Below are 25,876 nucleotides of genomic sequence, written 5' to 3'. Positions count from 1 at the left end.
GCGCGCATCCCATAAAGTTTTCCCTTTCCAGGCCGAAAATTCTGTATCTGTCTAGCGGAAAGAGAAAACATGTTAAAGCGAATTAAAATTGTTACCAGCTTACTGCTGGTATTGGCGCTATTTGGCCTTTTACAACTGACATCCGGCGGGCTGTTCTTCAACTCGCTGAAGAATGACAAAGAAAACTTCACCGTATTGCAAACCATTCGTCAGCAGCAGTCTGCCCTGAATGCAACCTGGGTGGAGCTGTTGCAAACGCGTAATACCCTGAATCGCGCGGGTATCCGCTGGATGATGGACCAGAGCAATATTGGCAGCGGCGCAACTGTCGCTGAACTGATGCAGGGGGCGACCAATACGCTGAAGCTGACCGAAAAAAACTGGGCGCAGTATGAGGCGTTACCGCGCGATCCACGTCAGAGTGAAGCGGCTTTCCTTGAGATCAAACGAACCTATGATATCTACCACGGCGCGTTGGCGGAGCTTATTCAGCTTCTTGGCGCGGGTAAGATTAACGAGTTTTTTGATCAACCGACTCAAAGCTATCAGGACGCTTTTGAGAAGCAGTACATGGCCTATATGCAGCAAAACGATCGTCTGTACGATATTGCTGTTGAGGATAACAACAGTTCCTACAACCAGGCGATGTGGGTACTGGTCAGTGTGCTGATTGCCGTTCTGGTGGTCATTATCGCCGTCTGGTTCGGCATCAAACTGTCGCTTATCGCCCCGATGAATCGTCTGATTGAAAGCATTCGTCATATCGCCAGCGGCGATCTGGTGAAGCGTATCGACGTGGAAGGCTCCAACGAAATGGGGCAGTTGGCTGAAAACCTGCGTCATATGCAAAGTGAACTGATGCGTACCGTTGGCGATGTACGTAACGGCGCGAATGCAATCTATAGCGGTGCCAGCGAGATTGCGATGGGTAACAACGATCTCTCTTCCCGTACTGAGCAGCAGGCAGCGTCTCTGGAAGAGACCGCCGCCAGTATGGAACAACTGACCGCCACCGTGAAACAGAACGCCGAAAACGCCCGTCAGGCCAGCCACCTGGCATTGAGCGCCTCTGAAACAGCGCAAAAAGGCGGCAAAGTAGTGGATAACGTCGTACAAACAATGCGCGATATCGCCTCCAGTTCGCAGAAAATCGCCGATATTATCAGCGTAATCGACGGCATTGCTTTCCAGACCAATATCCTGGCGCTGAATGCGGCGGTAGAAGCGGCGCGCGCAGGCGAGCAGGGACGCGGGTTCGCGGTGGTGGCCGGTGAAGTCCGTAATCTGGCCCAGCGTAGCGCGCAGGCGGCACGGGAGATCAAGAGTCTGATTGAGGATTCCGTGAGCCGTGTTGATGTGGGTTCGACGCTGGTCGAAAGCGCCGGTGAAACCATGGATGAGATCGTCAATGCAGTGACCCGCGTGACCGATATCATGGGCGAGATTGCCTCGGCGTCTGACGAGCAAAGCCGTGGTATCGACCAGGTGGGCCTGGCGGTAGCGGAGATGGATCGCGTAACGCAGCAGAACGCCTCGCTGGTGGAAGAGTCCGCCGCCGCGGCTGCGGCGCTGGAAGAGCAAGCCAGCCGTCTGACCCAGGCCGTCGCGGTGTTCCGTATTCAACAGCAACAGCAGCGTGCGCGTGATGTGGCAGCGGTAAAAACCCCGGCAGCCGTGTCGTCACCAAAGGCCGCTGTGGCCGACGGCAGCGATAATTGGGAAACGTTTTAAGGGCGTATGGTGAACAGTCGGCCTACAGATGATCGTAGGCCGGATGAGATGTTCACACTTTTGCCTGATGGCGCTTCGCTTATCAGGCCTGTGCGCCAGTTTATTGATAAAGATGATGTGTAGGCCGGGTAAGGCGCAGCCGCCACCCGGCATATATGACATTCTCTTTTAACTCTCAACATTCACCACTTTGATCTCCACCATGCCAATCCCCAATTTGCGCGGCGAATGGCCCAAAATATTACCTTCGTTGGTGGAGACGGGAGCGGGCGGCGCAATGACTAAGGTATTCGCGTCCGTCGGGTTGTTGAAATGCAGCGTGATAGTGGACACATCGTGACCCAGCACCAGCGTCTGCTCTTCGTTGCCTACGCGTACCGGAATCGGCCGATTCGCGTTGTCGCCGAAGGCTTTGGCGGTGATCACCAGATCAAACTTTTTCGGCAGCGGCGCTTTATATTCGATTTTAACCTCATCGCCCAACTGCGCATTTGACCAGCGCCCCCAGGACTCCGGCCGGGAAATGCCGCTAAACTGCTTCACCTCCTCCGGCGCGCCCGCCACATTAAAGATAAAGCTATCGGCTTTATAACGAATATCGTTATCGACAATCTTTAAGGTATCGACGTTGCCTTTGTAGCGTTCCATATCGATCATCGTGTCTTTAAACGCCGTCTTACCCTGCCACTGCGCTTTATCGACATGCTGTACGGTTTGCTGCCCGCCAAGCTGCCCCTGCGAGACGCACCAGTCGGTGGAGAGCGCCAGCGCCGGCGCCCATAGCTGCGCCATTTTGTAGCAGCGATCGATCCAAACGAAATTATCGCGCGGGGCGAAGTCGGCCAACTGGAACCGTAGCGGAGCGGAGTATTCACTTTCCGGTAACGGTTCAACACGCTTATCCGATACGCGCAGTAGTAACGGCAGGCGGAAGTGGCTGCCGGAAAACGCGATCATGTTTTTGTCCCGATCGACGGTAAAATCTTTTATCTCTTTCGGGAAATTCCACAGGCGAATGATATCCGGCTTCATCGCCAGCACTTTCTCTTTTACATTCAGGAACACTTCCGACAGCGACTGCCCGGAAAGGCTGCTACGTCCCAGACCGATAAAATTATCGCCGCCGAGAATATCCAGCACCGTTGCGCCGTTGTCCATCGTGTTGCGTTTGACCGCCAGCGTCTCCTGCTGCGGTTTATCGCCGCGCAGAATAAAAAACAGATTGTTGCGATCTTGCTTATTCAGGTATTTCCAGGCCGTATTATTCATCGCCAGATGGTCGGAAGAGACGACGATAACGGTATCTTTAAACCATGGTGACGCTTTGATTTTGTTGATAAACTCGGCGATGTTTTCCTGGCTGCAACTTACGGCGCTAAAGGACTGGTTGGGCTTGCCGTCGTAATCGTAGCGTTTGCGGTTGCAGGTGCGTGAGATAAAACCGTCCGGGTGATGGGTATCCACCGTCAGCGTAAACAGCGAAAAACGCTGGCCTGAGCGGGAAAGCGCTTCAAATTTCTTCCATGCCTCATCAAGCACCGTATCGTCGTAGAAGCCCCAGTCGTTACGATAAGATGGGTCCGCCACCACCGTTTTTAGCTCTTCAGCGCCGTACAGATGATCAAATCCGTGTGATTTCAGGAACACGTCTTTCCCGGCAAAACGCAGGTTAGCGCCCTGCACGAAATAGTTCTGGTAGCCGGAGTTTTTCAGAATATCGCCGAGGCAAATATTTTGCGGGAAGAAGCTGGAAACCGACGCGGACGCATTGCCCTCAAACGGCGCAAACAGCGGAATACCACACTGGGAAGCCACCATCCCGGCGATGGTGTAATCCGTTCCCGGCAGTTGCATGGTATGGCTGAAATCCAGCCCCTCATTTTTCAGCGCGCCCAACTCTGGCGTGAGATTGGGGAACGCGTCATTATCAAAATAGGTCCGTTCCAGGCTCTCGCCGTAGATATAGACCAGATTGAGCTTCGGATTAGGAATGGTTTTTGCTGGTTCTTTATAATAAACGGCAAAATCCGGATCGCCATCGCGCATTTGTGATTTTACCAGTTCGGTAATCTGGCGAAACGCCGGGCTGGCGTCGACCGAACCCAACGCCAGCAGTAACGCCAGCAGGCTGTAACCGACATGATGAGGATGGTGACGGCGGCGGCGTAGTACCCATCCCAGCGCGCCGAATACCGCCACTAACGCCAGGGCAATGCCGATTCCCGGCAGAATATATTTGCCGACTCCCGCTCCCGTCAGACTATTCGTGAGCGTATAAAGCACTGCGTCGTTGATCCCGTCGCCGGTAAAATAGTCGCTGGCATACAGGGTAATATTCAGAATGACAAAAAGTCCCAGCACCGTGAGAGTGGCGGCAAACCACCAGGTGTTACGGCCCGCCTTCCAGGCATATATCAGCACAGAGGCGAGAAACAGAGCGACAGAGAGCAACTCGGACAACTGACGATCCTCAATAAACCAGGCTTATCGCTGGCAGGAAAAAATTTCTAACAATGTAATAGCGATGTCACATTGCTGCAATTCTAATAACTTTACACGGCGCTGTTATTTAGAATGAGTTTAGAAAGTTGGTTTTTTGATCGGCATCACTTCCTGCCATAGCGGTTAATAACAGGAAAAGACGAAGAGAAAAATCGGGTTAATGCCGTGTTGGCGGGTAAAAGGCCAAAACACGGCTTTTAACAGGGCGTCCCGGCGTGGCGCACGGTCAGAAAAACGCAGTCAGGAGAGGAAATTCAGCCCTTGCTGCAACACCAGATCGCAAGCTTTGGTTTTCACCTTTTCCGCCAGCGGCGTACTGCCGATATTATTGAGGTTCAACTGCTGGCCGTCCTTCGTCTTGAGCAACCCTTGCAGGCCGTTCAGGTAGTTAGTGTCCTGCTCCTGCTGTGTGGTATCCAACCCCAACTTGTTCAGAATCTGATTTTTAACGTTTTCCACGTTGGTAGCGGACGCCAGTTTCTGTTTGGCGCAGTACTGCAAAATACCGGCGGCATTATTCATATTATCGGCGCTGAGTGACTGGGCACCTCTGCTGAGCAGACCGGTTAGCGCAGAAAGCGACATCCCGCCCTGCTGTGCGTTCGCGCCCTGAGCGCTTAACTGACTGGCGGCAATACCGCTGGTGGAAATCAGTACGCTGGCGATCGCCGCGCAGCACAGAACATGTTTCGCTGTATTCATGGTAATCACCTGTGTTATGCCAGCCAGGCGTTGTATCGCCCTGGCGCACGTTGCAATTTAATACTCTTTACCTGTCACCCGGCTGCGGTAACTGTCCCAGGTAAAATTAACCCATAAACTGTTGCCGAGACGCATACGGTCCATGACGCGTTCGCCAAGCATTTTCGTCATCTCTTCCATATTGCTGTTCGTCAACATGCCGGTGGGACGTTTTGACGAGGAACGACGATCGACAATTTGATTGATGATCACTTTTTCATAGCGGGATTCGGTCTGCACGCCGATCTCGTCGATCACCAGCAGATCAACGTTACTCAGATCGTTAAGCAACTGCTCTTCGCTGGTTTCCCGATTGCTGAACGTGTCTTTCATCGCTGACATAATATCCGCTACGGTGATAATCAGTACCGACTTTCCGCGCAGCAGCAGCTCGTTACAAATAGCCGCGGCGAGATGGTTTTTACCGGTTCCCGGCTTGCCGGAAAAGACAAAGCTGGCGATATTGCCGTCAAACTCATCAACGTACTGTCGGGCTTTGCTTAACGCGTTCATTTGTCCGTCGCACTCAACCCGATAGTTATCAAACGAACAGTTCTGATGCAGCGGTCGAATGCCGGAACGGTTAAAGGTGCGCTGCATTTTCATCGCCCGGTTTTCCCGCGCCAGCGCCGCCGCCCGGATCTCGCCTTGCTCTTTCTGCCACGCCAGCAATTCTTCGCCCGTTTTAAACGCCGGCGTAATATGCGCAGGCATCATTTTTTGTAGACGCTGCATCAGGTCGCCAACATTTTTCATCGTTACCCCCTAAAACCTGGTGGAATATGATTGTCAGGTTCGCTGACGCTATTGATGTCGCGCTGCGGCATTCCGCCATTGCTGGAACGGCTGATTTGCACGCTGCGCGCCAGCTTTTGCTGCCACTGGATATGGTGAAAAACCTTACCTTCCGCCTGCCAGTAGGCGATAAACGCCGCCAGCTCTTCTGCGGTGACCGGCTCCCGAAGCGCCACGCCCCAAAGGGCAGCCTGACGCTGAAAATCCGCATCCGGTTGCCAGGCGGGATACATGGCGAATTTTCCGCAGGGAATCGCAACGGGGGCGGCTTCGGGTTCTTCGTAAAATTGCGCGTCTAACGCCACATCGCTTCCCGGACGTGATAACTTTTCTTCAAGCGCCAGCAGTTCAGCCATGCGTGCAGGCGTCACGGCATAAAATGCAGGCGCATTATTAGCGAATACCGCCACTGCGCCGCCCGTTGACTTCGCCAGCACAGCATGATGATCGTGTAAAAGGGCGTCAATACCGATGACGTCCGACGTTAAAATTCTGGAAGACATAATGTTTCTCAATATGGAACAACAACCGAGAAGGGCGACTGTTTTTATAGTACCACACAGACCTGTAAGAACAGCAGGAGGCGTTCCACCATTCACACGCGGGGGCGTTTGCGGTACAGCCATAATCCCGGTACAGAGAGGCCAATTGAGAGCGCGCCAACAATGGAAGAGGCTTTCAGAAAATTGGTCAGCAGCGTAATCATCATCGGTTCGCTATAGCCCAGATGGCTAATTTTTACTGCGGAAATCATCGCGGTATAGGCGGAAATCCCCGGAAACATCGGGATCACGGCCGCGACGGTAAACACTTTAGGGTGAGCGAGATACCAGCGTGACCACTGAATACCAATACTGCCGACCAGCAGCGAAGCCATAAACGTCGACCATTCGATATTAAAGCCAGCGCTCATCATTAGCATACGCGAGCCATGACCCAGCGCCCCCAGTAGCGCGCACCACGGAAGCGCCCGGTGGGGAACATTAAAGACCATCGCAAACCCGACGGCGGGGATCGCAGACAAGATCATGTCCTGCATTAGCGCCAGTAAAAAGTCGATTATACCCATCCTCGTAGCCCCCATATTGTCATTGACATCACTACGCCCACACAGGTGGCCAGTGTCAACAGGCTGGCGATAGCCCAGCGCGCCAGCCCGGTATTAATATGTCCTTTAAACATATCTGCGACGGAATTAATCAGCGGAAAGCCCGGCACCAGTAGCAGTACGCTCGCCGCCATGGCGATAGTGGGCGTCTGGCTAAAGGCGGGAAGGGTGAGCATCAGCCCGGAAATCGTGGTAGCGACAAAGGCGGTAATGCAAAAATTGATCTGCGGATGTAAATGCCGCTGCGCCAGCATCTGGCGGATATACATGGCTATCATACTGGCGAAAAAGGTGATAACCGCGCCATCCCAGCCGCCATTATTCAGCTTACAAAAGCAGGAGCAGGAAAGACCGACCATAAACGCCACCAGCCAGCGCGGATAACGCAGCGGGCGGAGCTGGCTAAAGCGTTTTTCCACGCCTTTGTAATCCAGCAGACGATGTTCCGCGAGGATAACGATATGCTGAACCTCCGTGACGACGTGCATATTAATGCCGCGATCCTGGTTTTTACGTGTCGATGTCAGACATTGTCCGTCTTTAATGGTCGTCAGGACAATGGCGTTAGAGGAGATCGCGCTTTCGACGCTATCCATACCGAGCGCCAAACCGAGGCGGGTGGAAAGCTCATCAACCAGTGCGCTTTCCGCCCCGTGCTGCAATAAAAGCAGCCCGCATTGAATACATAACCGTGTTACTGCTCGTTGAATTGATTGCTCTTCTTGCATGACTCGTCCTGTCCGAAAAGACATTCTATGCGCCGCCACTATGACAGAGGCTTTCTTTTTAACACGAAGCGCAGGCATGATGGCGTTGGTTAAGATCAATTTCTTGTTGATAAAAACGTCAACCGCCAGACGCAACGCATAAGCTTCCTGAGACGTGCGCTTCGTCACAGGCAGGATATCCTTATGGGCGACGGTTCTCGTATGTCCGTTTCCAGAATAGAGGCATTATGCCAGCCTGGCCGCTCATTTTTGAATCAATGATGTGGTGAATTTTATCAACGATATGCATTAATGGTTTAACCACAATGGCGTGAGCAGCGGGCGTAAAAATAGGCATGACTTAGTGTAATTCGTAGATATTACATGGGTTTTATGGATGGTGGACAGTATTGTTGGGCTTTTGTTTTAGGACTCAGCAATATGAATGAAGGGCGAACTCATATTTTAAATTTATTAATATGATGCGTTTTCGTTAGAATTGCTAATGTGCAAATTTAGTTAATTTAATTGTCTTGCTTCTGGTTTTATGAGTAACTATGCGATAGTGATTTCATGTTTTTGTGCTATGTGGATTGTAGCGCAATCAATGTTAGATATTTAAAAATAAAACAAGGATAATTAATCCACTCGGCCTATATTTCTTTGCGATCATTGTTAATAGTGTTTTTATTAATGGGGCAATGAAAGGGGGCGGCGTGGGTGCGGAGGAATTATGCTGCCAGGATGCTGCAAAAATGGACTTATTATCAGTAAAACCCCTCTTATACAGGAAGGCCTTAAAGGGGCTATAACAGGTAATTTCCCCGATTATAAACTGGCGTATTGTCGTACGATAGAAGAGCTAACGCTGCTACAGCTACGCCGAAGTAATTTAGTTATTGCTGATTTAGCAGTTAACAATGCCTCTCCCCGCGCTATCTGCGAATATTTTTATAGCTTAATCTCGCAATATCGCGACATACATTGGGTATTTCTGGTTCCTAAATCCTGCTATCCACATGCGGTTGATCTCCTGATGGGCCCCGTCAGCACCTTGCTTTCAGACGAAGAGCCAATCGAGAATCTTATTAGCGTTATCCATGCGGGAAACGCTCGCTCAGAAAGAATAAGTAAAACGTTATTATCGCCTCAGGTACCGTCTGAAATTCAGCAGGCCCACGACAGGCCGATTGTCCTTACGCTGTCTGAACGAAAAGTATTACGCCTTTTAGGAAAAGGGTGGGGCATTAACCAAATTGCGGCGTTACTTAAAAAAAGTAATAAAACAATTAGCGCCCAAAAAAATAGCGCCATGCGACGCTTATCAATACACAGTAATGCAGAGATGTATGCATGGATAAACAGTTCTCAGGGAGCCAGAGAATTGAACCTACCTTCGGTATATGGAGAAACCATGGAATGGAAAACAGAATCAGCAAGAGAAATGTTGCGCTCGTAGAAAAATGCGTGATGAGCACCATTGGTATTAAAGGGCTATTTGATGCAATGCCGGATTGCCGACATACGCTTCATATTTTTTCAAAACCATCCGCGTTTTATAAGGCTGCGCTAAAGACGCCGTTTTCTGCCGTTATTTTTTCTCTTTCTGCGTTAAGAACTGAACGCCGGACAGGATTATCCAGCCTGACGGAACTGGCGATAAATTGTCCCCATATGCGGCGTCTGGTGATTGCCGATGATGATGCTGAAGCCCGCTTAATCAGCGCATTATCCCCGCTGCCGCTGGATGGGGTCATCAGCAAAGCGTCGCCGTTGGATGTTTTACAGGATGCCTTATTTACATCGCTTAATAGCGCCCGGCGGACAACGGAGCGTACAGACAATCTTTGGGAACTTCACCAGAATTGTATGCTTAGTCCAACCGAGCGGGAGATTCTGCGTTTCATGTCGAACGGCTACTCAATGCCGCAAATTGCCGTCCAGTTAGAACGTAACATTAAGACTATCCGGGCGCATAAGTTTAATGTGATGTCCAAGCTGGGCGTGAGTTCTGATGCCGGGTTACTCGATGCGGCGGATATTCTGTTATATCTGCGCGCCGGAGATGGTACCGCGCTCCAGCATCGGGTATAGCCCGCGCCGGATGCGCCGTGCTTGTTCGGGGAATCCGGGTGTCAGGCACGTTATTGGCACACGTCTACCCAGGTCGCCGATGTCAGTTCAGCCATTCTTTCCGGCGTGATGCGTACCGCGCTGTGCGTGGCGCCTGCGGCAGGCAATACTTCGTTATACCCCTTCAGAGAGATGTCGCAATAAACGGGCAGCGGGTGCTCCAGCCCAAAGGGACATACGCCGCCGACAGGATGTCCGGTTGCATTGACCACTTCATCGCTGCTCAACATACGGGCTTTTGCGCCGAAAGTGGTTTTAAGCTTCTTATTATCCAGGCGGGCATCGCCTTTCGCGACCACCAGGATAATGGCGTCTTTTACTTTAAGCGAGAGCGTTTTAGCTATCTGCCCTGGCTCTACGTTGTGCGCTTTGGCTGCCAGCTCGACAGTCGCTGTACTTTGATTTAATTCGATAATTTCAATATCGGGAGCATGATCGGCCAGAAATTGCCGTACAGATTGCAGACTCATTCTTCTCTCCTGAGACCTTACCAATAGCCACGGTAGACCCAAAAATGGCAAAACGTAATTTGGCATACGGAGAGCGCCGCTGTAAATATAATAATGTGACAGGCCAGCAGCAGTAAGCCGTGACGATAACTGAAGGCAACGTAACGCAGTTTACTTTAGCGTGCAGTCGCCGCACTGTTGTACGTCAGGTAAGCGGTAACGTTGGCAGCAGGTTCTGCGTACCAGAAGACCGTCGCGCATTACGACGGTCCGCCACAGCGGGTTATCCTGACCGTCGGATAGCTGCTTTTCAAAAAAACAGCGCTGGCGTAGCGTTGCCAGCAGGGCTTCGCCAAGCAGCGGTTTCATCTCAGTCAGATACCAGTTGATTAAATAACCGGTATTGCTCCAGATAAGTTTCGCGTTGATGTCGCCAGTCGCCTCCAGCGCCTGAATGACCGGCTGTAGTGCGGAGACTACCAGCGTTTCCATTCGTTCTTCCGGGGAACGCTCCGTTGCCAGGTTATCCTGATGCACATCAAGCCAGAAACACGCGGCGCGCCCGGTTTCATGAAATTCAACGTGAATATGTTCTGCCGAGACATTGATAGCGCGCGCTTGCGTCAGTAATGCCAGCATCAGCGGCGGCGCCATCAGCCCGATATACCATTGCGCCCACAGGGAGAGTAACGGTTTATTTTCACGTGGCAGGCCTGGCGTGTGCCGATAGATGTGATCGGAATAGGCGGCCAGCAATGAACGAAACGTCGCGGGGCGCGTCCACTGGGCAAGAGTCATTGCCGTTGGCGGCGGTGTTTCATCCAGCCGGATGAAGTCCAACAGGTGCTCACGGGTAGAGGCGATCGTCTCGCGTACTGCGTCCGCCAGCGAGGCGTCTTCCGGCTGGGGAGCAGCTCGCCAGATAATATCGTCAGCAATCGGTGCGGAACGGTAGGCCATAGCGCAGTTTAATGATGTTAATCTAAATGATAATGATTGCTAATCCTATCGATAGCGATAAACGATGGCAAGCGGTTTATGGTTAACGCTGTTGGCGTAGCACGATTACGTCAGCAGGATTCATAGGGCGCGCATGTCGTCGCTGACCAGAATGTGGTTACGTCCAAGATGCTTGGCTTCGTAGAGCGCTTTATCCGCTTTTTCGATAGCGTCTCCGATATTGCGATCCGTCAGGGGCGCAATGCCGATACTGACAGTGACATTGGTGGCGACGCTTTCGTTAAACATATGCGGGATTTTAAGATCGTATACTTCCTGTCGGATACGTTCTGCGGTAGCGCGGGCTTGCTGTGGTTCGGCGGTGGTCAGCAACACCAGAAATTCTTCCCCGCCAAAACGGCAGACGACATCGCGCGATCGCACGGCGTTCCGAATTGCCGCTGAGACGCGGATTAACGCCTGATCGCCCATCATATGACCGTAGTGATCGTTATACGCTTTGAAATGATCGATATCCAATAGCAGGACGTAGTGTTCATGGCTGCCCGGCGCCTGTAACGTATCCAGCCGATTTTGCAGGCCACGGCGGTTATATAAGCCGGTTAATGGATCAAGCATGCTCAGGCCATTGAGGGTTTCCCGCTCGGCCAGCAGCTTAAACATGAGCTGTTGGGCAAAATTATCGTAGCGTTTCTGGATAACATGTTGAATAGCGATTCCCACCATTGGCAGGGCCAGCAAATAGAGAATTCGCAAACCTTGTTCATTACCGTTCAGCCACAGGCAGACCGCGACTGGCGGTAGCGAATAGAGCGTAAACGCGACGATATTCGCGGCAAAGGCTATCGAGCCGATAAACAGAACGCTAAGCAGGGAAATCAATAAAAAAGAGAAATCATAATGGCCTAACGCCGGATACTTTAGCGCAATATGCGCCGCCCATATTCCCCCAAAGAGTAGGGAGATAAAGGGGAGATTAATTCTTTTTTGTCCATATTTCCCATGCCATATCAACAGTAATACGCTCAGGACCACTATCCCGATCATTGGCGTGCAAAATACATTGATCTGATAAAGGGGGAAAACGAGAGTAAATAGCGCCGACACGGCGTTGAGAAACAAGAAAAGACGTAAAGAAAACTGATACTTCTTAATACGAAGCGACCGCCAGGATGGTGTTGTCATGGGTAATTGTCGTTATTTATCGGTGATATACACGGAATCGGGCGCCAACATGAAAATAACGTATGAGAAAAGGTCGCCTAAAGCGAGGTGTTGTTGTTTTTACGTTAACAGTCGGACAATTTATCACCTTACTGAATACGTGTCATCAACCGTTAAGTAAAACTCATTTCTTTAGCTTTCTCCCTGGCTGACAAATGAGAAAATATATCATATGATATTGGTTATCATTATCAATTCCAGAGGTGAAACCATGTTGCAGCGGACGTTAGGCAGCGGATGGGGCGTGTTATTGCCTGGAGTGATTATCGTTGGACTGGCGTTTATCGGCCTGTCAGCTTATGCGCTGAAGCTGTTGATTGTATCAGGATTGCTACTGTCTGCGCTGATGTTGTATCACAAACAATTACGGCATTTTGTATTGCTGCCATCGTGTATGGCGCTTATTGGCGGCATGATGTTGGCAATGATGAACTGGAATCAGGGATGAAAATGAAGAGACAAAGGAAGGATAAGATAATTGGTGCGAGGGGGGGGACTTGAACCCCCACGTCCGTAAGGACACTAACACCTGAAGCTAGCGCGTCTACCAATTCCGCCACCTTCGCACAGTTATCTTACTTTTTGATATCGCCTCGTTGGTGCGAGGGGGGGGACTTGAACCCCCACGTCCGTAAGAACACTAACACCTGAAGCTAGCGCGTCTACCAATTCCGCCACCTTCGCCCAGTGCGAGCAATATCAACGTGGTTTTGGTGCGAGGGGGGGGACTTGAACCCCCACGTCCGTAAGGACACTAACACCTGAAGCTAGCGCGTCTACCAATTCCGCCACCTTCGCATACCATCGATTCTTGAAAAGAATCACTACCACGGAGGCGCATTCTAGTGGTTTTCAGCTATTCGTCAATAGTTAATTGCATGGGATAGATTGATTGCTGCAAAAATGGGCGCGAGATGTAGGTTGGATAAGACGCCTGGCGTCGCCATCCGGCACATGCAACCAGATGGCGCTGCGCTTATCAGGCCAACTATTTCTTCGCCTGACGGGTCATCACGGTACGATAAACCTTAAAGCGCCCGGTTTGCGCGATGACTTCATGGAAGCCAAAAGTCTCATCCAGAATCTTAGGATAGGGCAGAAAGGCGTTCGCCACGATGCGTAACTCTCCGCCGCTGTTCAGATGGCGCACTGCGCCGCGAATGAGCGTTTGCGCCGCATCGAGGCTGGTTTGCATTCCGTCGTGGAACGGCGGGTTGGAGATGATCATGTCAAAACGTCCTTTGACTTCCGAAAAGACGTTGCTGGCGAATACCTCGCCTTCAAGACCATTAGCGGCAAGCGTGGCGCGGCTGGCTTCCACCGCCGGCGCGCTGACGTCACACAGCGTCAGGCGCACTTTCGGCGAATGGCTAGCCAGCGCGGCGGAAAGCACGCCAGCGCCGCAGCCGACATCCAGCACTTTACCTTTGGTGTGCGGCGTCAGCGTAGACAGCAGCAGTTGGCTACCAACATCCAGTCCGTCACGGCTGAATACGCCCGGCAACGTTTTGATGGTCAGCCCGTCGATGTTGTACTCGGCCCACCAGGATTCGAGACTAAACTGCGGCTGCTTTTCCAGACGACCATGGTAAAGGCCGCAACGTCGCGCGCTATCTACTTTGTTCAGCGGCGCATAGTCCGCCAGCATCGGTTCGGCGCTACGCACGCCGCTGCGGTTTTCTCCCACGACGAAAACATCGCTGCCCACCGGCATTAGCGACAAAATATTCATCAACTGGAACTGCGCTTCGGGTTTATTTTTCGGCCAGTAGTAGATCAGCGTATCGCAGTCAGCGACATCGCTGGCTTGCGCGACCAGGCTAAAACGGACGTTATCGCCCATCTGGCGGCTTAACGCCTGCCAGTGGTGAAACTGTTGCGTATACGCGCGGCTGGCGGCGCATTCAAAGCGCGCGGGCAGGTCATCCTGCAAATCTCCGGCAAAAAGAATACGGCTTTGTTCGAAATCATCACTGTGGCGCAGCAAGACTTCACTTGCCGGGGTAAAAGCAGACATGGAATGCTCCTTAATTCAGACTGGCGGCGATTATAGTAGTTTGATGGCGGAGATTCGACAGATTTGCTATATTTGCGCCCCTGATTACAGGAGCGTTTCGCTATGACATCCCGACGAGACTGGCAGTTACAGCAACTGGGTATTACGCAGTGGGCGCTGCGACGTCCTGGCGCGCTACAGGGCGAGATTGCGATTTCCCTTCCCGCGCACGTTCGTCTGATCGTGGTTGCAGAGGAATTACCCGCGCTGAACGAGCCGCTAATGCGCGATATTTTACGCGCGTTGACCGTGAGTCCCGATCAGGTTTTACCCCTGGCGCCTGAGCGCGTCGCCATGCTGCCGCAGGGCAGCCGTTGTAATAGCTGGCGGTTAGGAACTGACGCGCCGCTCCAACTCGAAGGCGCTCAGGTCACGACGCCGGCGTTTAATGAACTCCGGGCAAACCCGGCGGCACGCGCCGCACTATGGCAACAAATCTGCGAACATGAACACGATTTCTATCCTCAGCACGACCGATCTCCCCGCAGCCTGGCTGATTGAGCAACGCGCTCATGCGTTTCCGTGGAGCGAAAAAACGTTTTTCGGCAACCAGGGCGAACGGTATCTCAACCTTAAGCTGACCGCTGATGACAGAATGGCCGCGTTTGCCATTACACAGGTGGTGCTGGACGAAGCGACGCTGTTCAATATTGCCGTCGATCCGGATTTTCAGCGTCGGGGGCTGGGGCGTATGCTGCTTGAGCATCTGATTGATGAACTGGAAAAACGTGGGGTTGTAACGCTATGGCTGGAGGTACGCGCCTCTAACGCTGCCGCCATCGCGCTGTATGAAAGTCTGGGGTTTAACGAGGCGACGATTCGCCGCAATTACTATCCCACGGCACAAGGGCATGAGGACGCCATCATCATGGCGTTACCGATAAGCATGTAATAAAAGAGGCAAGGTGTAATGATGAAGTGGGACTGGATTTTCTTTGATGCCGATGAAACGCTGTTTACGTTTGATTCTTTCACCGGCTTACAGCGGATGTTCCTTGACTATAGCGTCACCTTTACCGCTGAGGATTTCCAGGATTACCAGGCCGTGAATAAGCCGCTATGGGTGGATTATCAGAACGGCGCGATTACCTCATTACAATTGCAGCACGCGCGCTTTCAAAGTTGGGCTGAACGGCTAAACGTTGCGCCGGGGCTGCTGAATGACGCTTTTATTAGTGCGATGGCGGAGATCTGTTCTCCTTTGCCGGGCGCCGTTTCGCTACTTAATGCGATTCGCGGGCAGGCTAAAATCGGTATTATTACTAACGGTTTTACCGCGCTACAACAAACTCGTCTGGAGCGCACCGGGCTGCGTGAGTATTTCGATCTGCTGGTGATTTCCGAGCAGGTTGGCGTCGCGAAGCCCGATCCGAAAATCTTTAACTACGCCCTGGAGCAGGCGGGGAATCCTGACCGCTCGCGCGTATTAATGGTTGGCGATACCGCGGAGTCCGATATTCTTGGCGGCATTAACGCCGGATTGTCGACCTGCTGGCTTAACGCGCATCATCGCGAGCAGCCTGCGGGTATTCATCCAACCTGGACTGTGGCGTCATTAAGCGAACTGGAGCAGCTCCTGTGTAAACACTGATTGCCTCCCCCAGGTTGATGGGTAAAATAGCCGCATTTTTCGTATTCAACATGCGTGGTCAAACGCCGCGCTTACTCAAGAAGATTTGACTATGACGTTGTCTCCTTATTTGCAAGAGGTGGCCAAACGCCGCACTTTTGCCATTATTTCTCACCCGGACGCCGGTAAAACCACCATTACCGAAAAAGTGTTGCTGTTCGGACAGGCGATTCAGACCGCCGGTACGGTAAAAGGCCGTGGCTCCAGCCAACATGCAAAATCTGACTGGATGGAGATGGAAAAACAGCGTGGTATCTCCATCACCACCTCGGTGATGCAGTTCCCGTATCACGACTGTCTGGTGAACCTGCTGGACACCCCGGGGCACGAAGACTTCTCCGAAGATACCTACCGTACCCTGACGGCGGTGGACTGCTGCCTGATGGTGATCGACGCTGCAAAAGGCGTTGAAGACAGGACTCGTAAGCTGATGGAAGTTACCCGTCTGCGCGATACGCCAATCCTGACCTTTATGAACAAACTCGACCGTGACATCCGCGACCCGATGGAGCTGCTGGATGAAGTCGAGAACGAGCTGAAAATCGGCTGCGCGCCGATCACCTGGCCGATTGGCTGCGGCAAGCTGTTTAAGGGCGTTTATCACCTTTATAAAGATGAAACTTATCTGTATCAGACCGGTAAGGGCCACACCATTCAGGAAGTGCGCATCGTTAAAGGGCTGAATAACCCGGATCTGGACGCCGCCGTCGGTGAAGACCTGGCGCAGCAGCTGCGCGACGAGCTGGAACTGGTGCAGGGCGCGTCTAACGAGTTTGATGAAGAGCTGTTCCTGGCAGGGGAAATTACCCCGGTATTTTTCGGTACCGCGCTGGGTAACTTTGGCGTTGACCATATGCTGGATGGTTTAGTGGCGTGGGCGCCTGCGCCGATGCCGCGTCAAACCGATACCCGCACAGTGGAAGCCTCGGAAGAGAAATTCACCGGTTTTGTCTTTAAAATTCAGGCCAATATGGACCCGAAACACCGCGACCGCGTGGCGTTTATGCGCGTGGTTTCCGGTAAGTATGAGAAGGGCATGAAGCTACGCCAGGTCCGTACCGGCAAAGATGTGGTGATTTCCGACGCGTTAACTTTTATGGCGGGCGACCGTTCGCACGTTGAAGAAGCGTACCCGGGCGATATTTTGGGTCTGCATAACCACGGCACCATTCAGATCGGCGATACCTTCACCCAGGGCGAGATGATGAAGTTTACCGGTATCCCGAACTTTGCGCCGGAACTGTTCCGTCGTATTCGCCTGAAAGATCCGCTCAAGCAGAAGCAGCTACTGAAAGGGCTGGTGCAGCTTTCTGAAGAGGGGGCGGTGCAGGTATTCCGTCCCATCTCCAACAACGATCTGATTGTCGGCGCCGTGGGCGTTCTGCAGTTTGACGTTGTTGTCGCGCGCCTGAAAAGCGAATACAACGTTGAGGCGATTTATGAATCCGTCAACGTGGCGACGGCGCGCTGGGTGGAAAGCGCCGATGCGAAGAAATTCGAAGAGTTTAAGCGTAAGAATGAAACGCAGCTGGCGCTGGATGGCGGCGACAATCTCACCTATATCGCCCCCACGATGGTTAACCTGAACCTGACCCAGGAACGTTACCCTGACGTTCAGTTCCGTAAAACGCGCGAACACTGATCCCTTTCCGGGCGCGGCATCCGCCGCGCCTTCGTACTTTCCCTGCCTTTTTAACCGCTTACGGAATGTTCTTAAATCCCGCGTTTTTTCTCCGATCTGCCTGTTTTTTATACGCACCGACAAGCGATTTTAAAATTGTGATCTATATTTAACAAAGTGATGACATAAATGTCGGCTTTAATGCCTGTTCAATGCGTGAATATGAGAGCTTAAAGCTGAGATTTGTTTCAGTCACGATATTAATAACTGAAACGGAAGGGTGGCAGGCGACGCGTCGTTACAAATTCACGAATGTGATGCCAGTCATTGACTTCAGAAACCGGTGAGTTTCACCGCATTCAGCAATGCAACCTCGTGTTGCCTGAGCTCAAATTACGAGCAAACTATACAGGACAAAATCGATGACTATGACAAGACTGAAGATTTCTAAAACTCTGCTGGCCGTAATGTTGACCTCTGCTGTTGCGACAGGTTCTGCCTTTGCAGAAAACGCAACAACGGACAAGGCGCAAAGCGGAACCGAAACCGCAGGGCAAAAAGTCGATAGCTCTATGAATAAAGTCGGTAACTTCATGGATGACAGCGCCATCACTGCGAAAGTAAAAGCTGCGCTGGTAGACCATGACAATATTAAAAGCACCGATATTTCTGTCGAAACCAATCAGAAAGTCGTCACCCTGAGCGGCTTTGTAGAAAGCCAGGCGCAGGCTGAAGCCGCCGTGAAAGTGGCGAAAGGCGTAGAAGGCGTGACCTCCGTTAGCGACAAACTTCACGTTCGCGACAATAAAGAAGGTTCCGTGAAAGGTTATGCCGGCGATACGGCCACGACCAGTGAAGTCAAAGCCAAGTTGCTGGCGGACGATCTCGTCCCTTCCCGTAAAGTGAAAGTGGAAACGACCGATGGCGTCGTACAGCTCTCCGGTACTGTTGAAACTCAGGAACAAAGCGACCGCGCTGAAAGCATCGCGAAAGCCGTTGATGGCGTAAAAAGTGTTAAAAACGATCTGAAAGTTCAGTAATTCGTCGTAATTCGTCCTCCCGACGTTTGTCGGGAGGCGTAATGTGCACCACACTAAAAATATCGCGAATGAGTAGCCTGAGCGCTCATATTTAGCGGTCGACATTAACTATGGTAAAGGAGAGGCTTATGTTTCGTTGGGGCATTATATTTCTGGTTATCGCGTTAATTGCCGCCGCATTGGGTTTTGGTGGACTGGCTGGTACGGCTGCCGGCGCGGCGAAAATCGTCTTCGTCGTCGGGATCGTGCTCTTCCTGGTCAGCCTGTTCATGGGCCGTAAACGACCCTAGCAGGCAGCTGTAAAGATATATTGTTATCAAGCCAGTCCAGCGGACTGGCTTTTACGGTTTTAGCCGTTAACGTTTTGCGTTACCTTGTCAGCCTGGAAAAAAATGAAAAACAGGAAGGCAGAGGTGGGCCAGCGAATACCGGTTACGCTCGGCAATATTGCGCCGTTATCATTAACACCGTTCCGGCCAGGCCGTATGGCGCTGGTCTGTGAGGGCGGGGGGCAGCGGGGTATATTTACCGCAGGCGTGCTGGATGAGTTTATGCGTGCGCAGTTTAATCCTTTCCATCTCTACTTCGGCACATCAGCCGGTGCGCAAAATCTCTCGGCGTATCTCTGCAACCAGCCCGGCTACGGGCGTAAAGTCATTATGCGCTATACCACCAGGCGCGAATTTTTTGATCCGCTGCGATTTGTACGCGGAGGAAACCTTATTGACCTCGACTGGCTGGTGGAATCCACCGCCGCCCGAATGCCGCTGCAGATGGATACCGCAGCGCGCCTGTTCGACAGCGGAAAATCCTTTTATATGTGCGCCTGCCGGGGGGATGATTACACGCCGGGCTATTTCTCGCCGACAAAACAAAACTGGCTTGATATCATTCGCGCCTCCAGCGCCATACCGGGTTTCTACCGTACCGGCGTTACGTTAGAGGGCATCAACTATCTGGACGGTGGCATTAGCGACGCCATTCCGGTTCAGGAGGCGGCAAAGCGAGGGGCGAAAACCATTGTGGTGATCCGCACCGTACCCTCGCAAATGTATTACACGCCGCAGTGGTTTAAGCGTATGGAGCGCTGGCTGGGGGAGAGCAGTCTACAGCCGTTGGTCAACCTGGTGCAGCATCATGAAACGTCCTACAGCGCGATCCAACAATTTATTGAAAAGCCGCCGGGTAAGCTGCGGATCATTGAAATTTATCCGCCGAAACCGCTGCACAGCATGGCGCTGGGCAGCCGTATCCCGGCGCTGCGTGAGGATTACAAAACCGGGCAATTATGCGGGCGTTATTTCCTTGCCACCGTTGGTAAATTGCTCGCCGCAACGCCGCCTCTCTTGCGCCATACGTCGCGGATTGCCGTGCCGGAAACGGTGGTCGTGCCTCCGGCGCCGGTGGCCAATGATACGCATGTGGCGGAGGTCATTAGCGCGCCGCAGGCAAACGACACCACATTTACCGACGAGGATCTGGCGTGAGCTGGCGCTTTATCGATACACACTGCCATTTTGATTTCCCGCCCTTTACGGGCGATGAGCGCGCCAGTATTCAGCGTGCCTGTGAGGCGGGCGTTGAAAAAATCATCGTGCCGGCGACCGAGGCGGCTCACTTTCCCCGCGTGCTGGCGCTGGCGGCGCGTTTCCCGTCGCTTTATGCTGCGCTGGGATTGCACCCCATTGTGATTGAGCGTCATGCCGATGACGATCCTGATAAGCTACAACAGGCGCTGGCGCAACAACAGAACGTCGTGGCGGTAGGCGAGATCGGTCTCGACCTTTATCGCGACGACCCGCAGTTCGCCAGGCAAGAGCGATTTTTAGACGCGCAGCTGCAACTGGCAAAACGCTACGATCTGCCGGTGATCCTGCACTCGCGGCGCACGCATGACAAACTGGCGATGCACTTAAAGCGCCAGGATCTACCGCGAACCGGTGTGGTGCATGGTTTTGCCGGCAGTCTGCAACAGGCCGAACGCTTTGTGCGACTGGGCTATAAAATCGGCGTCGGCGGCACCATCACCTACCCGCGCGCCAGTAAAACCCGTGATGTTATGGCGCGGTTGCCGCTGGACGCGCTGTTGCTGGAGACCGATGCGCCGGATATGCCGCTAAAGGGGTTTCAGGGGCAGCCGAATCGCCCGGAGCAGGCGGCGCGCGTATTTGATGCGCTCTGTGAATTACGTCCGGAGCCCGCAGAGGTGATAGCCGATACGCTGTATCGCAATACCATTACCTTGTTTCGGCTCTGATGGCATCGCAGCCGCCGTCCGGCAGGCGACGGTTACAAATATAGCGCCGGCAAAATCAGCTTCGCCACCCCACGCGCGCGCAATCCGTCTGCCAGCCGTTCCACCTCTTGCGGCGTCGCGCCTGGCCAGGCTTTAGCTTCGCCATAGACGCCATGCGCATGAAAGGCATTCAGGCGCACCGGAACCTCGCCCAGCGAAGTAATAAACGCCGCCAGTGAATCGATATGCGCCGCATAGTCCACCTGACCCGGGATAACCAGCAACCGCAGCTCCGCCAGTTTTCCCCGCGCAGCAAGAAAGCGGATACTGTGCTTAATATGCGTGTTATCACGTCCGGTCAGACGGTGATGACACTCGCTCTTCCAGGCTTTCAGATCGAGCATTACGCCGTCGCAAACCGGCAGTAGTTTTTGCCAGCCGGTTTCGCTTAACTGACCATTACTGTCCACCAGACAGGTCAGTCGTTGTAACTGCGGATCGGCTTTGATCGCCGTAAATAGCGCCACAATAAACGGTAATTGCGTGGTCGCCTCTCCGCCGCTGACGGTAATACCTTCAATAAACAGCGATGCTTTACGAATATGACGCAGCACATCGTCAACGCTCATGGTCTGCGCCATTGGCGTTGCCTGCTGTGGGCACATTTTCAGGCAGGTATCGCACTGCTCGCAGATGTCCGACCGCCATACCACTTTCCCGCCATCAACGCTGAGGGCGTGGTGCGGACACTGCGATACGCATTCCCCGCAGTCGTTACAGCGTCCCATCGTCCACGGGTTATGGCAATTCTTGCAGCGCAAATTGCAGCCCTGTAAGAATAATGCCAGGCGGCTGCCTGGCCCATCGACGCAGGAAAACGCAATGATCTTACTGACTAAAGCGCATCTGTTGTTCATGGCTGACTACGCGTGGCTGTCGTTCCAGGATGCGGGTATTACGTGCGGCTTCTTCTCCCAGCCAGGTGGTATTCGTGCGCGAGCCTTCGGCGCGAAATTTCGCCAGATCCGACAGGCGCACCATATAACCGGTGACGCGCACCAGATCGTTGCCGCTGACATTGGCGGTAAATTCCCGCATCCCGGCTTTGAACGCGCCAAGACAAAGCTGAACCAGCGCCTGCGGATTACGCTTGATGGTTTCGTCCAGCGTCAGAATGTCGCTGATCCCGGCATGATAAAAGGCATGGTGCGGCGCGACGGTTTGCAAATGGGTGATAGGGTCCGGTTCATCGCCATACGGCAGACGCGCGCCCGGCGTAGTGCCAATATCGGAACTGATGCCAGACTGGGCATGGAGCAGCGCCCGTTGCTTCCAGCCATACTTCACTGGCGTATTTTCGACGAAATCCGCCAGTTGGGCGCTAATACGGTAGCCCAGCTCGTTTGCCGTTTCATTCTTGCCGTAACGGGCGTTCAGGCCCGCGTTTTCGCACAGCAGATTCACGGCTTCCGCCAGCCCGTACATACCGAACATCGGCGCAAAACGTTCGGGATCGATCAAACCTTCCTGTACAAGAAAGCTATTCTCAAAGAAATGTGACTTTTCATAGAGGAATTCACATCGTGAATTAATGATGGCGATCTGCTGTCGGCAGTAGTGCGGTAGCGTGCGTGAAAAGAAGTCATCGACAGACGTACTGCGTTCTGCCACGGCTTTCAGGTTGAGACGTACCAGCGTACTGCCGCCGCCGCCAAGCGGTAGCGAGTTATAACAACTGACGATGCCATAATGGCCTTTTGTGAAAATTTTATCATTTACAGGGCCATTGGAAATGTGTGGCTTACTGCATTCGCAAATGTTTTTGGCGACCTCCAGCAGCAGATCGTCCGGCGTAATTTCCGCATCGTAGATAAACGTCAGGTTAGGCGCCACCTGCTTTAGCTCGGCATCAGCGCGCAAAATCGCTCGTGTGACAGGCGTATCGGCAGGGCCAATATTGGCATGCATAAAGGCGTCTGGCAGCGTTCTGTCGAGATAACGCCAGAAACGTTTTATTCGAATATCGATCGCATCTTGTGTTAGAATTCTAACATACGGTTGCAGCAACGCATCAAGCTGGCCGAGATAAACCGGCATGGACGTCACGGAAGGAACGTGATGATACAGAATGGTGAGTAGGGATAACGCATCATCCAGATCTTTCGCGCCTTCCAGTTCCAGCCACTGTGAACCGTTAGCCAGAAATCGGGCGTAATCGGGCAACACGTAGCGCGGTTTGAAGGGGGCGTGCCCCTCAAACATATCGCAAATGACGCCTTCATCCAGCGCCTGGCGGGCATCTTCCGGCAGGGGGGGATAAGGCAGGGCGTTTTCAGCTTCCAGCGCCAGAAAATGGCGTTTTTGTTCAGGCGTGAGCACCGGGCTGGTCACAATTTGCTGGCAACGCTGCTGGAGCGCAGTTTCGCATGAGGCAGGCATCTTCGTTTCCTCTTTATGCCGGGACGATGCGCTATTGTAGAAAATGGCGGCAAACCGACTTTGATCCTGATGCGCTTATCGCTCGAAGAACAGACGGTGACGGCGGGATAATTTGATTCAGATCTCATTACAGTAATGCAAATTTGTACGTAGTTTTCATTAACTGTGATGTATATCGAAGTGTAAACGCGAGTGAATGTTAGAATATTAACAGACTCGCAAGGTGAAATTTTATACGGCAATGCCGTTGGAGAATGTCATGACTGATTTAAAAGCAAGCAGCCTGCGTGCGCTCAAACTGATGGATCTGACCACTCTGAACGATGACGACACCAATGAAAAAGTGATCGCGTTGTGTCATCAGGCAAAAACCCCGGTCGGGAATACGGCGGCGATTTGTATTTACCCGCGTTTTATCCCGATTGCGCGTAAAACTCTGAAAGAACAAGGTACGCCGGACATCCGCATTGCAACGGTGACTAACTTCCCGCATGGCAATGATGACATCGATATTGCGCTGGCGGAAACCCGTGCGGCGATCGCCTACGGCGCTGACGAAGTGGACGTGGTATTCCCGTACCGCGCGTTGATCGCCGGTAACGAGCAGGTGGGTTTTGACCTGGTAAAAGCCTGTAAAGACGCTTGTGCCGCAGCGAACGTATTGCTGAAAGTGATCATCGAAACCGGCGAGCTGAAAGAAGAGGCGCTGATTCGTAAAGCCTCTGAAATCTCCATCAAAGCCGGTGCGGATTTCATCAAAACCTCTACCGGTAAAGTGCCGGTAAACGCTACGCCGGAAAGCGCGCGCATCATGATGGAAGTGATCCGCGACATGGGCGTTTCCAAAACCGTTGGCTTCAAACCGGCGGGCGGCGTACGTACGGCGGAAGACGCGCAGAAATTCCTCGCGATTGCAGACGAACTGTTTGGCGCTGACTGGGCAGATTCTCGTCACTACCGCTTTGGCGCATCCAGCCTGCTGGCAAGCCTGCTGAAAGCGCTGGGTCACGGCGACGGTAAGAGCGCCAGCAGCTACTAAGCTCTGATTTGCCGGATGGCGCTGCGCTTATCCGGCCTACAAATCCAGGCCTGTAGGCCGGATAAGGCGTTAACCGCCATCCGGCGATGTAAGCCTTCTACTCTTTTCCCTCAGGAGGGTACCGTGTTTCTCGCACAAGAAATTATTCGTAAAAAGCGTGATGGTCATGCGTTGAGTGACGAAGAAATTCGTTTTTTTATCAATGGTATTCGTGACAATACTATCTCTGAAGGGCAGATTGCCGCCCTGGCGATGACCATCTTCTTCCACGATATGACCATGCCGGAGCGTGTTTCGCTGACCATGGCGATGCGGGATTCCGGTACTGTCCTTGACTGGAAAAGCCTGAATCTCAATGGCCCGATTGTCGATAAGCATTCGACCGGCGGCGTAGGGGACGTGACGTCTCTGATGTTGGGGCCAATGGTAGCGGCCTGCGGCGGTTATGTGCCGATGATCTCCGGTCGCGGCCTCGGACATACCGGCGGTACGCTCGACAAACTGGAAGCGATCCCGGGCTTCGATATCTTCCCGGATGACAACCGTTTCCGCGAAATTATTCAAGACGTGGGTGTGGCGATTATTGGGCAGACCAGCTCGCTTGCACCAGCGGACAAACGTTTTTACGCCACCCGCGATATTACCGCGACGGTGGACTCTATTCCGCTGATCACCGGTTCCATCCTCGCCAAGAAACTGGCCGAAGGGCTGGATGCGCTGGTAATGGACGTAAAAGTCGGCAGCGGCGCGTTTATGCCAACCTATGAACTTTCTGAAGCCCTTGCTGAAGCGATTGTCGGCGTGGCAAACGGCGCGGGAGTTCGCACTACGGCGTTGTTAACCGATATGAACCAGGTGCTGGCTTCAAGCGCCGGTAACGCGGTGGAAGTGCGTGAAGCCGTGCAGTTCCTGACCGGTGAATACCGCAATCCGCGCTTGTTTGACGTTACCATGGCGCTATGCGTGGAGATGCTGATCTCCGGTCAGCTGGCGAAAGACGACGCCGAAGCGCGTGCGAAATTACAGGCGGTGCTGGATAACGGTAAAGCGGCAGAAGTCTTTGGTCGTATGGTGGCCGCGCAGAAAGGGCCGAGCGATTTCGTTGAGAACTACGATAAATACCTGCCGACCGCCATGTTGAGCAAAGCGGTATATGCTGATACCGAAGGGTTTATCAGCGCAATGGATACGCGTGCGCTGGGGATGGCGGTCGTCTCGATGGGCGGCGGCCGTCGTCAGGCGTCTGATACCATTGATTACAGCGTTGGCTTTACCGACATGGCCCGTCTGGGCGACAGCATCGACGGGCAGCGCCCGCTGGCGGTGATTCATGCCAAAGACGAAGCCAGTTGGCAGGAAGCGGCGAAGGCCGTCAAAGCGGCAATTATCCTTGACGATAAAGCGCCAGCAAGCACACCTTCGGTCTATCGTCGAATTACTGAATAGTTGTATACTGATCTGATCA

At 52.9% G+C, this 25,876-nt stretch carries 26 protein-coding genes and 3 tRNA genes; 14 read left to right on the top strand and 15 right to left on the bottom strand.

Annotated features, from left to right (window positions below):
- Positions 1–69: 69 nt before the first annotated feature.
- Positions 70–1,731 carry a methyl-accepting chemotaxis protein gene (gene tsr / locus EOS98_RS19550; RefSeq protein ID WP_000919512.1) on the top strand — a complete coding sequence of 554 codons (1,662 nt, stop codon included), beginning with the start codon at positions 70–72 and terminating at the stop codon, positions 1,729–1,731.
- A 168-nt stretch (positions 1,732–1,899) separates the two neighbouring features.
- Here the strand turns inward: tsr and opgB are convergent, their stop codons facing one another.
- The 6 genes from opgB to EOS98_RS19520 form a co-directional block, all read right to left on the bottom strand.
- Positions 1,900–4,191 (bottom strand): phosphatidylglycerol--membrane-oligosaccharide glycerophosphotransferase, encoded by a 2,292-nt coding sequence (gene opgB / locus EOS98_RS19545; RefSeq protein ID WP_001292726.1) that lies wholly within the window; start codon positions 4,189–4,191, stop codon positions 1,900–1,902.
- A gap of 282 nt (positions 4,192–4,473) precedes the next feature.
- The gene (locus EOS98_RS19540) at positions 4,474–4,935 is read right to left on the bottom strand and encodes a DUF2501 domain-containing protein (protein ID WP_001090314.1); all 462 of its coding nucleotides are present in this window, start codon (positions 4,933–4,935) and stop codon (positions 4,474–4,476) included.
- A gap of 57 nt (positions 4,936–4,992) precedes the next feature.
- On the bottom strand, positions 4,993–5,730 hold the full coding sequence (gene dnaC / locus EOS98_RS19535) for a DNA replication protein DnaC (protein WP_000799924.1): 738 nt from the start codon (positions 5,728–5,730) through the stop codon (positions 4,993–4,995).
- Positions 5,731–5,732: 2 nt separating this feature from the next.
- Positions 5,733–6,272: a primosomal protein DnaT gene (gene dnaT / locus EOS98_RS19530; protein WP_000098573.1), complete on the bottom strand. Its 540-nt coding sequence runs from the start codon at positions 6,270–6,272 to the stop codon at positions 5,733–5,735.
- Between the two features lie 92 nt (positions 6,273–6,364).
- Positions 6,365–6,838: a threonine/serine exporter gene (locus EOS98_RS19525; protein WP_000511329.1), complete on the bottom strand. Its 474-nt coding sequence runs from the start codon at positions 6,836–6,838 to the stop codon at positions 6,365–6,367.
- Positions 6,829–7,605: a threonine/serine ThrE exporter family protein gene (locus EOS98_RS19520; protein ID WP_001747536.1), complete on the bottom strand. Its 777-nt coding sequence runs from the start codon at positions 7,603–7,605 to the stop codon at positions 6,829–6,831. The genes EOS98_RS19525 and EOS98_RS19520 overlap by 10 nt, the downstream gene beginning before the upstream one ends.
- A 712-nt stretch (positions 7,606–8,317) precedes the next feature.
- Between EOS98_RS19520 and EOS98_RS19515 the strand changes: the two genes are divergently transcribed.
- Both EOS98_RS19515 and bglJ read left to right on the top strand, forming a co-directional pair.
- On the top strand, positions 8,318–9,043 hold the full coding sequence (locus EOS98_RS19515; protein WP_000936652.1) for a response regulator transcription factor: 726 nt from the start codon (positions 8,318–8,320) through the stop codon (positions 9,041–9,043).
- On the top strand, positions 9,004–9,678 hold the full coding sequence (bglJ, locus tag EOS98_RS19510; RefSeq protein ID WP_127821199.1) for a DNA-binding transcriptional activator BglJ: 675 nt from the start codon (positions 9,004–9,006) through the stop codon (positions 9,676–9,678). The genes EOS98_RS19515 and bglJ overlap by 40 nt, the downstream gene beginning before the upstream one ends.
- A 50-nt stretch (positions 9,679–9,728) precedes the next feature.
- Here the strand turns inward: bglJ and EOS98_RS19505 are convergent, their stop codons facing one another.
- The 3 genes from EOS98_RS19505 to EOS98_RS19495 form a co-directional block, all read right to left on the bottom strand.
- On the bottom strand, positions 9,729–10,187 hold the full coding sequence (locus EOS98_RS19505) for a YbaK/EbsC family protein (protein ID WP_080095369.1): 459 nt from the start codon (positions 10,185–10,187) through the stop codon (positions 9,729–9,731).
- Positions 10,188–10,337: 150 nt separating this feature from the next.
- Positions 10,338–11,126 (bottom strand): siderophore-iron reductase FhuF, encoded by a 789-nt coding sequence (gene fhuF, locus EOS98_RS19500; RefSeq protein ID WP_001727654.1) that lies wholly within the window; start codon positions 11,124–11,126, stop codon positions 10,338–10,340.
- A gap of 120 nt (positions 11,127–11,246) precedes the next feature.
- On the bottom strand, positions 11,247–12,311 hold the full coding sequence (locus EOS98_RS19495) for a GGDEF domain-containing protein (protein ID WP_126524313.1): 1,065 nt from the start codon (positions 12,309–12,311) through the stop codon (positions 11,247–11,249).
- A 250-nt stretch (positions 12,312–12,561) separates the two neighbouring features.
- Here EOS98_RS19495 and EOS98_RS19490 point away from each other — a divergent pair, with 250 nt between their 5' ends.
- Positions 12,562–12,798, top strand: a complete 237-nt coding sequence (locus EOS98_RS19490) for a DUF1435 domain-containing protein (protein WP_000941879.1) — start codon at positions 12,562–12,564, stop codon at positions 12,796–12,798.
- Positions 12,799–12,829: 31 nt separating this feature from the next.
- On the opposite strand, the gene EOS98_RS19485 is transcribed toward EOS98_RS19490, so the two are convergent.
- The 4 genes from EOS98_RS19485 to rsmC all read right to left on the bottom strand — a co-directional run bounded on the left by EOS98_RS19485 (position 12,830) and on the right by rsmC (position 14,367).
- Positions 12,830–12,916: transfer RNA gene (locus EOS98_RS19485), tRNA-Leu, on the bottom strand.
- A 31-nt stretch (positions 12,917–12,947) separates the two neighbouring features.
- Positions 12,948–13,034: transfer RNA gene (locus EOS98_RS19480), tRNA-Leu, on the bottom strand.
- Positions 13,035–13,061: 27 nt separating this feature from the next.
- Positions 13,062–13,148: transfer RNA gene (locus tag EOS98_RS19475), tRNA-Leu, on the bottom strand.
- Between the two features lie 190 nt (positions 13,149–13,338).
- Positions 13,339–14,367, bottom strand: coding sequence for a 16S rRNA (guanine(1207)-N(2))-methyltransferase RsmC (gene rsmC, locus EOS98_RS19470; RefSeq protein WP_001272293.1), 1,029 nt, complete (start codon positions 14,365–14,367; stop codon positions 13,339–13,341).
- Between the two features lie 102 nt (positions 14,368–14,469).
- Here rsmC and EOS98_RS19465 point away from each other — a divergent pair, with 102 nt between their 5' ends.
- From EOS98_RS19465 to EOS98_RS19430, 8 genes are all read left to right on the top strand, one after another.
- Complete coding sequence (locus EOS98_RS19465; RefSeq protein ID WP_000203996.1) at positions 14,470–14,907, top strand: DNA polymerase III subunit psi; 438 nt, start codon at positions 14,470–14,472, stop codon at positions 14,905–14,907.
- On the top strand, positions 14,852–15,298 hold the full coding sequence (rimI, locus tag EOS98_RS19460; RefSeq protein ID WP_061378532.1) for a ribosomal protein S18-alanine N-acetyltransferase: 447 nt from the start codon (positions 14,852–14,854) through the stop codon (positions 15,296–15,298). The genes EOS98_RS19465 and rimI overlap by 56 nt, the downstream gene beginning before the upstream one ends.
- A 21-nt stretch (positions 15,299–15,319) precedes the next feature.
- Positions 15,320–15,997: a pyrimidine 5'-nucleotidase gene (yjjG, locus tag EOS98_RS19455; protein ID WP_000870686.1), complete on the top strand. Its 678-nt coding sequence runs from the start codon at positions 15,320–15,322 to the stop codon at positions 15,995–15,997.
- Positions 15,998–16,088: 91 nt separating this feature from the next.
- Positions 16,089–17,678 (top strand): peptide chain release factor 3, encoded by a 1,590-nt coding sequence (gene prfC / locus EOS98_RS19450; RefSeq protein ID WP_000175965.1) that lies wholly within the window; start codon positions 16,089–16,091, stop codon positions 17,676–17,678.
- 401 nt (positions 17,679–18,079) lie between these two features.
- On the top strand, positions 18,080–18,697 hold the full coding sequence (osmY, locus tag EOS98_RS19445) for a molecular chaperone OsmY (RefSeq protein ID WP_000178963.1): 618 nt from the start codon (positions 18,080–18,082) through the stop codon (positions 18,695–18,697).
- 128 nt (positions 18,698–18,825) lie between these two features.
- Positions 18,826–18,987: a DUF1328 domain-containing protein gene (locus EOS98_RS19440; protein WP_000490276.1), complete on the top strand. Its 162-nt coding sequence runs from the start codon at positions 18,826–18,828 to the stop codon at positions 18,985–18,987.
- 123 nt (positions 18,988–19,110) lie between these two features.
- Positions 19,111–20,184, top strand: a complete 1,074-nt coding sequence (locus EOS98_RS19435) for a patatin family protein (RefSeq protein ID WP_000531540.1) — start codon at positions 19,111–19,113, stop codon at positions 20,182–20,184.
- Positions 20,181–20,954, top strand: coding sequence for a metal-dependent hydrolase (locus EOS98_RS19430; protein WP_000119005.1), 774 nt, complete (start codon positions 20,181–20,183; stop codon positions 20,952–20,954). Before EOS98_RS19435 ends, EOS98_RS19430 begins: the two co-directional genes overlap by 4 nt.
- 32 nt (positions 20,955–20,986) lie before the next feature.
- Here the strand turns inward: EOS98_RS19430 and EOS98_RS19425 are convergent, their stop codons facing one another.
- The gene (locus EOS98_RS19425) at positions 20,987–21,850 is read right to left on the bottom strand and encodes a YjjW family glycine radical enzyme activase (RefSeq protein WP_001064939.1); all 864 of its coding nucleotides are present in this window, start codon (positions 21,848–21,850) and stop codon (positions 20,987–20,989) included.
- Positions 21,822–23,372 carry a YjjI family glycine radical enzyme gene (locus tag EOS98_RS19420; RefSeq protein ID WP_001111671.1) on the bottom strand — a complete coding sequence of 517 codons (1,551 nt, stop codon included), beginning with the start codon at positions 23,370–23,372 and terminating at the stop codon, positions 21,822–21,824. Before EOS98_RS19420 ends, EOS98_RS19425 begins: the two co-directional genes overlap by 29 nt.
- Before the next feature lie 259 nt (positions 23,373–23,631).
- Between EOS98_RS19420 and deoC the strand changes: the two genes are divergently transcribed.
- Entirely contained in the window at positions 23,632–24,411 is a 780-nt protein-coding gene (deoC, locus tag EOS98_RS19415; protein WP_001519713.1) for a deoxyribose-phosphate aldolase, read from the top strand.
- Between the two features lie 123 nt (positions 24,412–24,534).
- Entirely contained in the window at positions 24,535–25,857 is a 1,323-nt protein-coding gene (gene deoA, locus EOS98_RS19410; protein ID WP_000477838.1) for a thymidine phosphorylase, read from the top strand.
- The last annotated feature ends 19 nt before the right edge of the window (positions 25,858–25,876 follow it).

Source organism: Salmonella sp. SSDFZ69 (assembly GCF_004010755.1).
In the GTDB taxonomy this organism is placed as follows: Bacteria; Pseudomonadota; Gammaproteobacteria; order Enterobacterales; family Enterobacteriaceae; genus Salmonella; species Salmonella enterica.
Note: the sequence above shows the minus strand (reverse complement) of the source record. Positions and strands in the feature narration are given on the sequence as shown.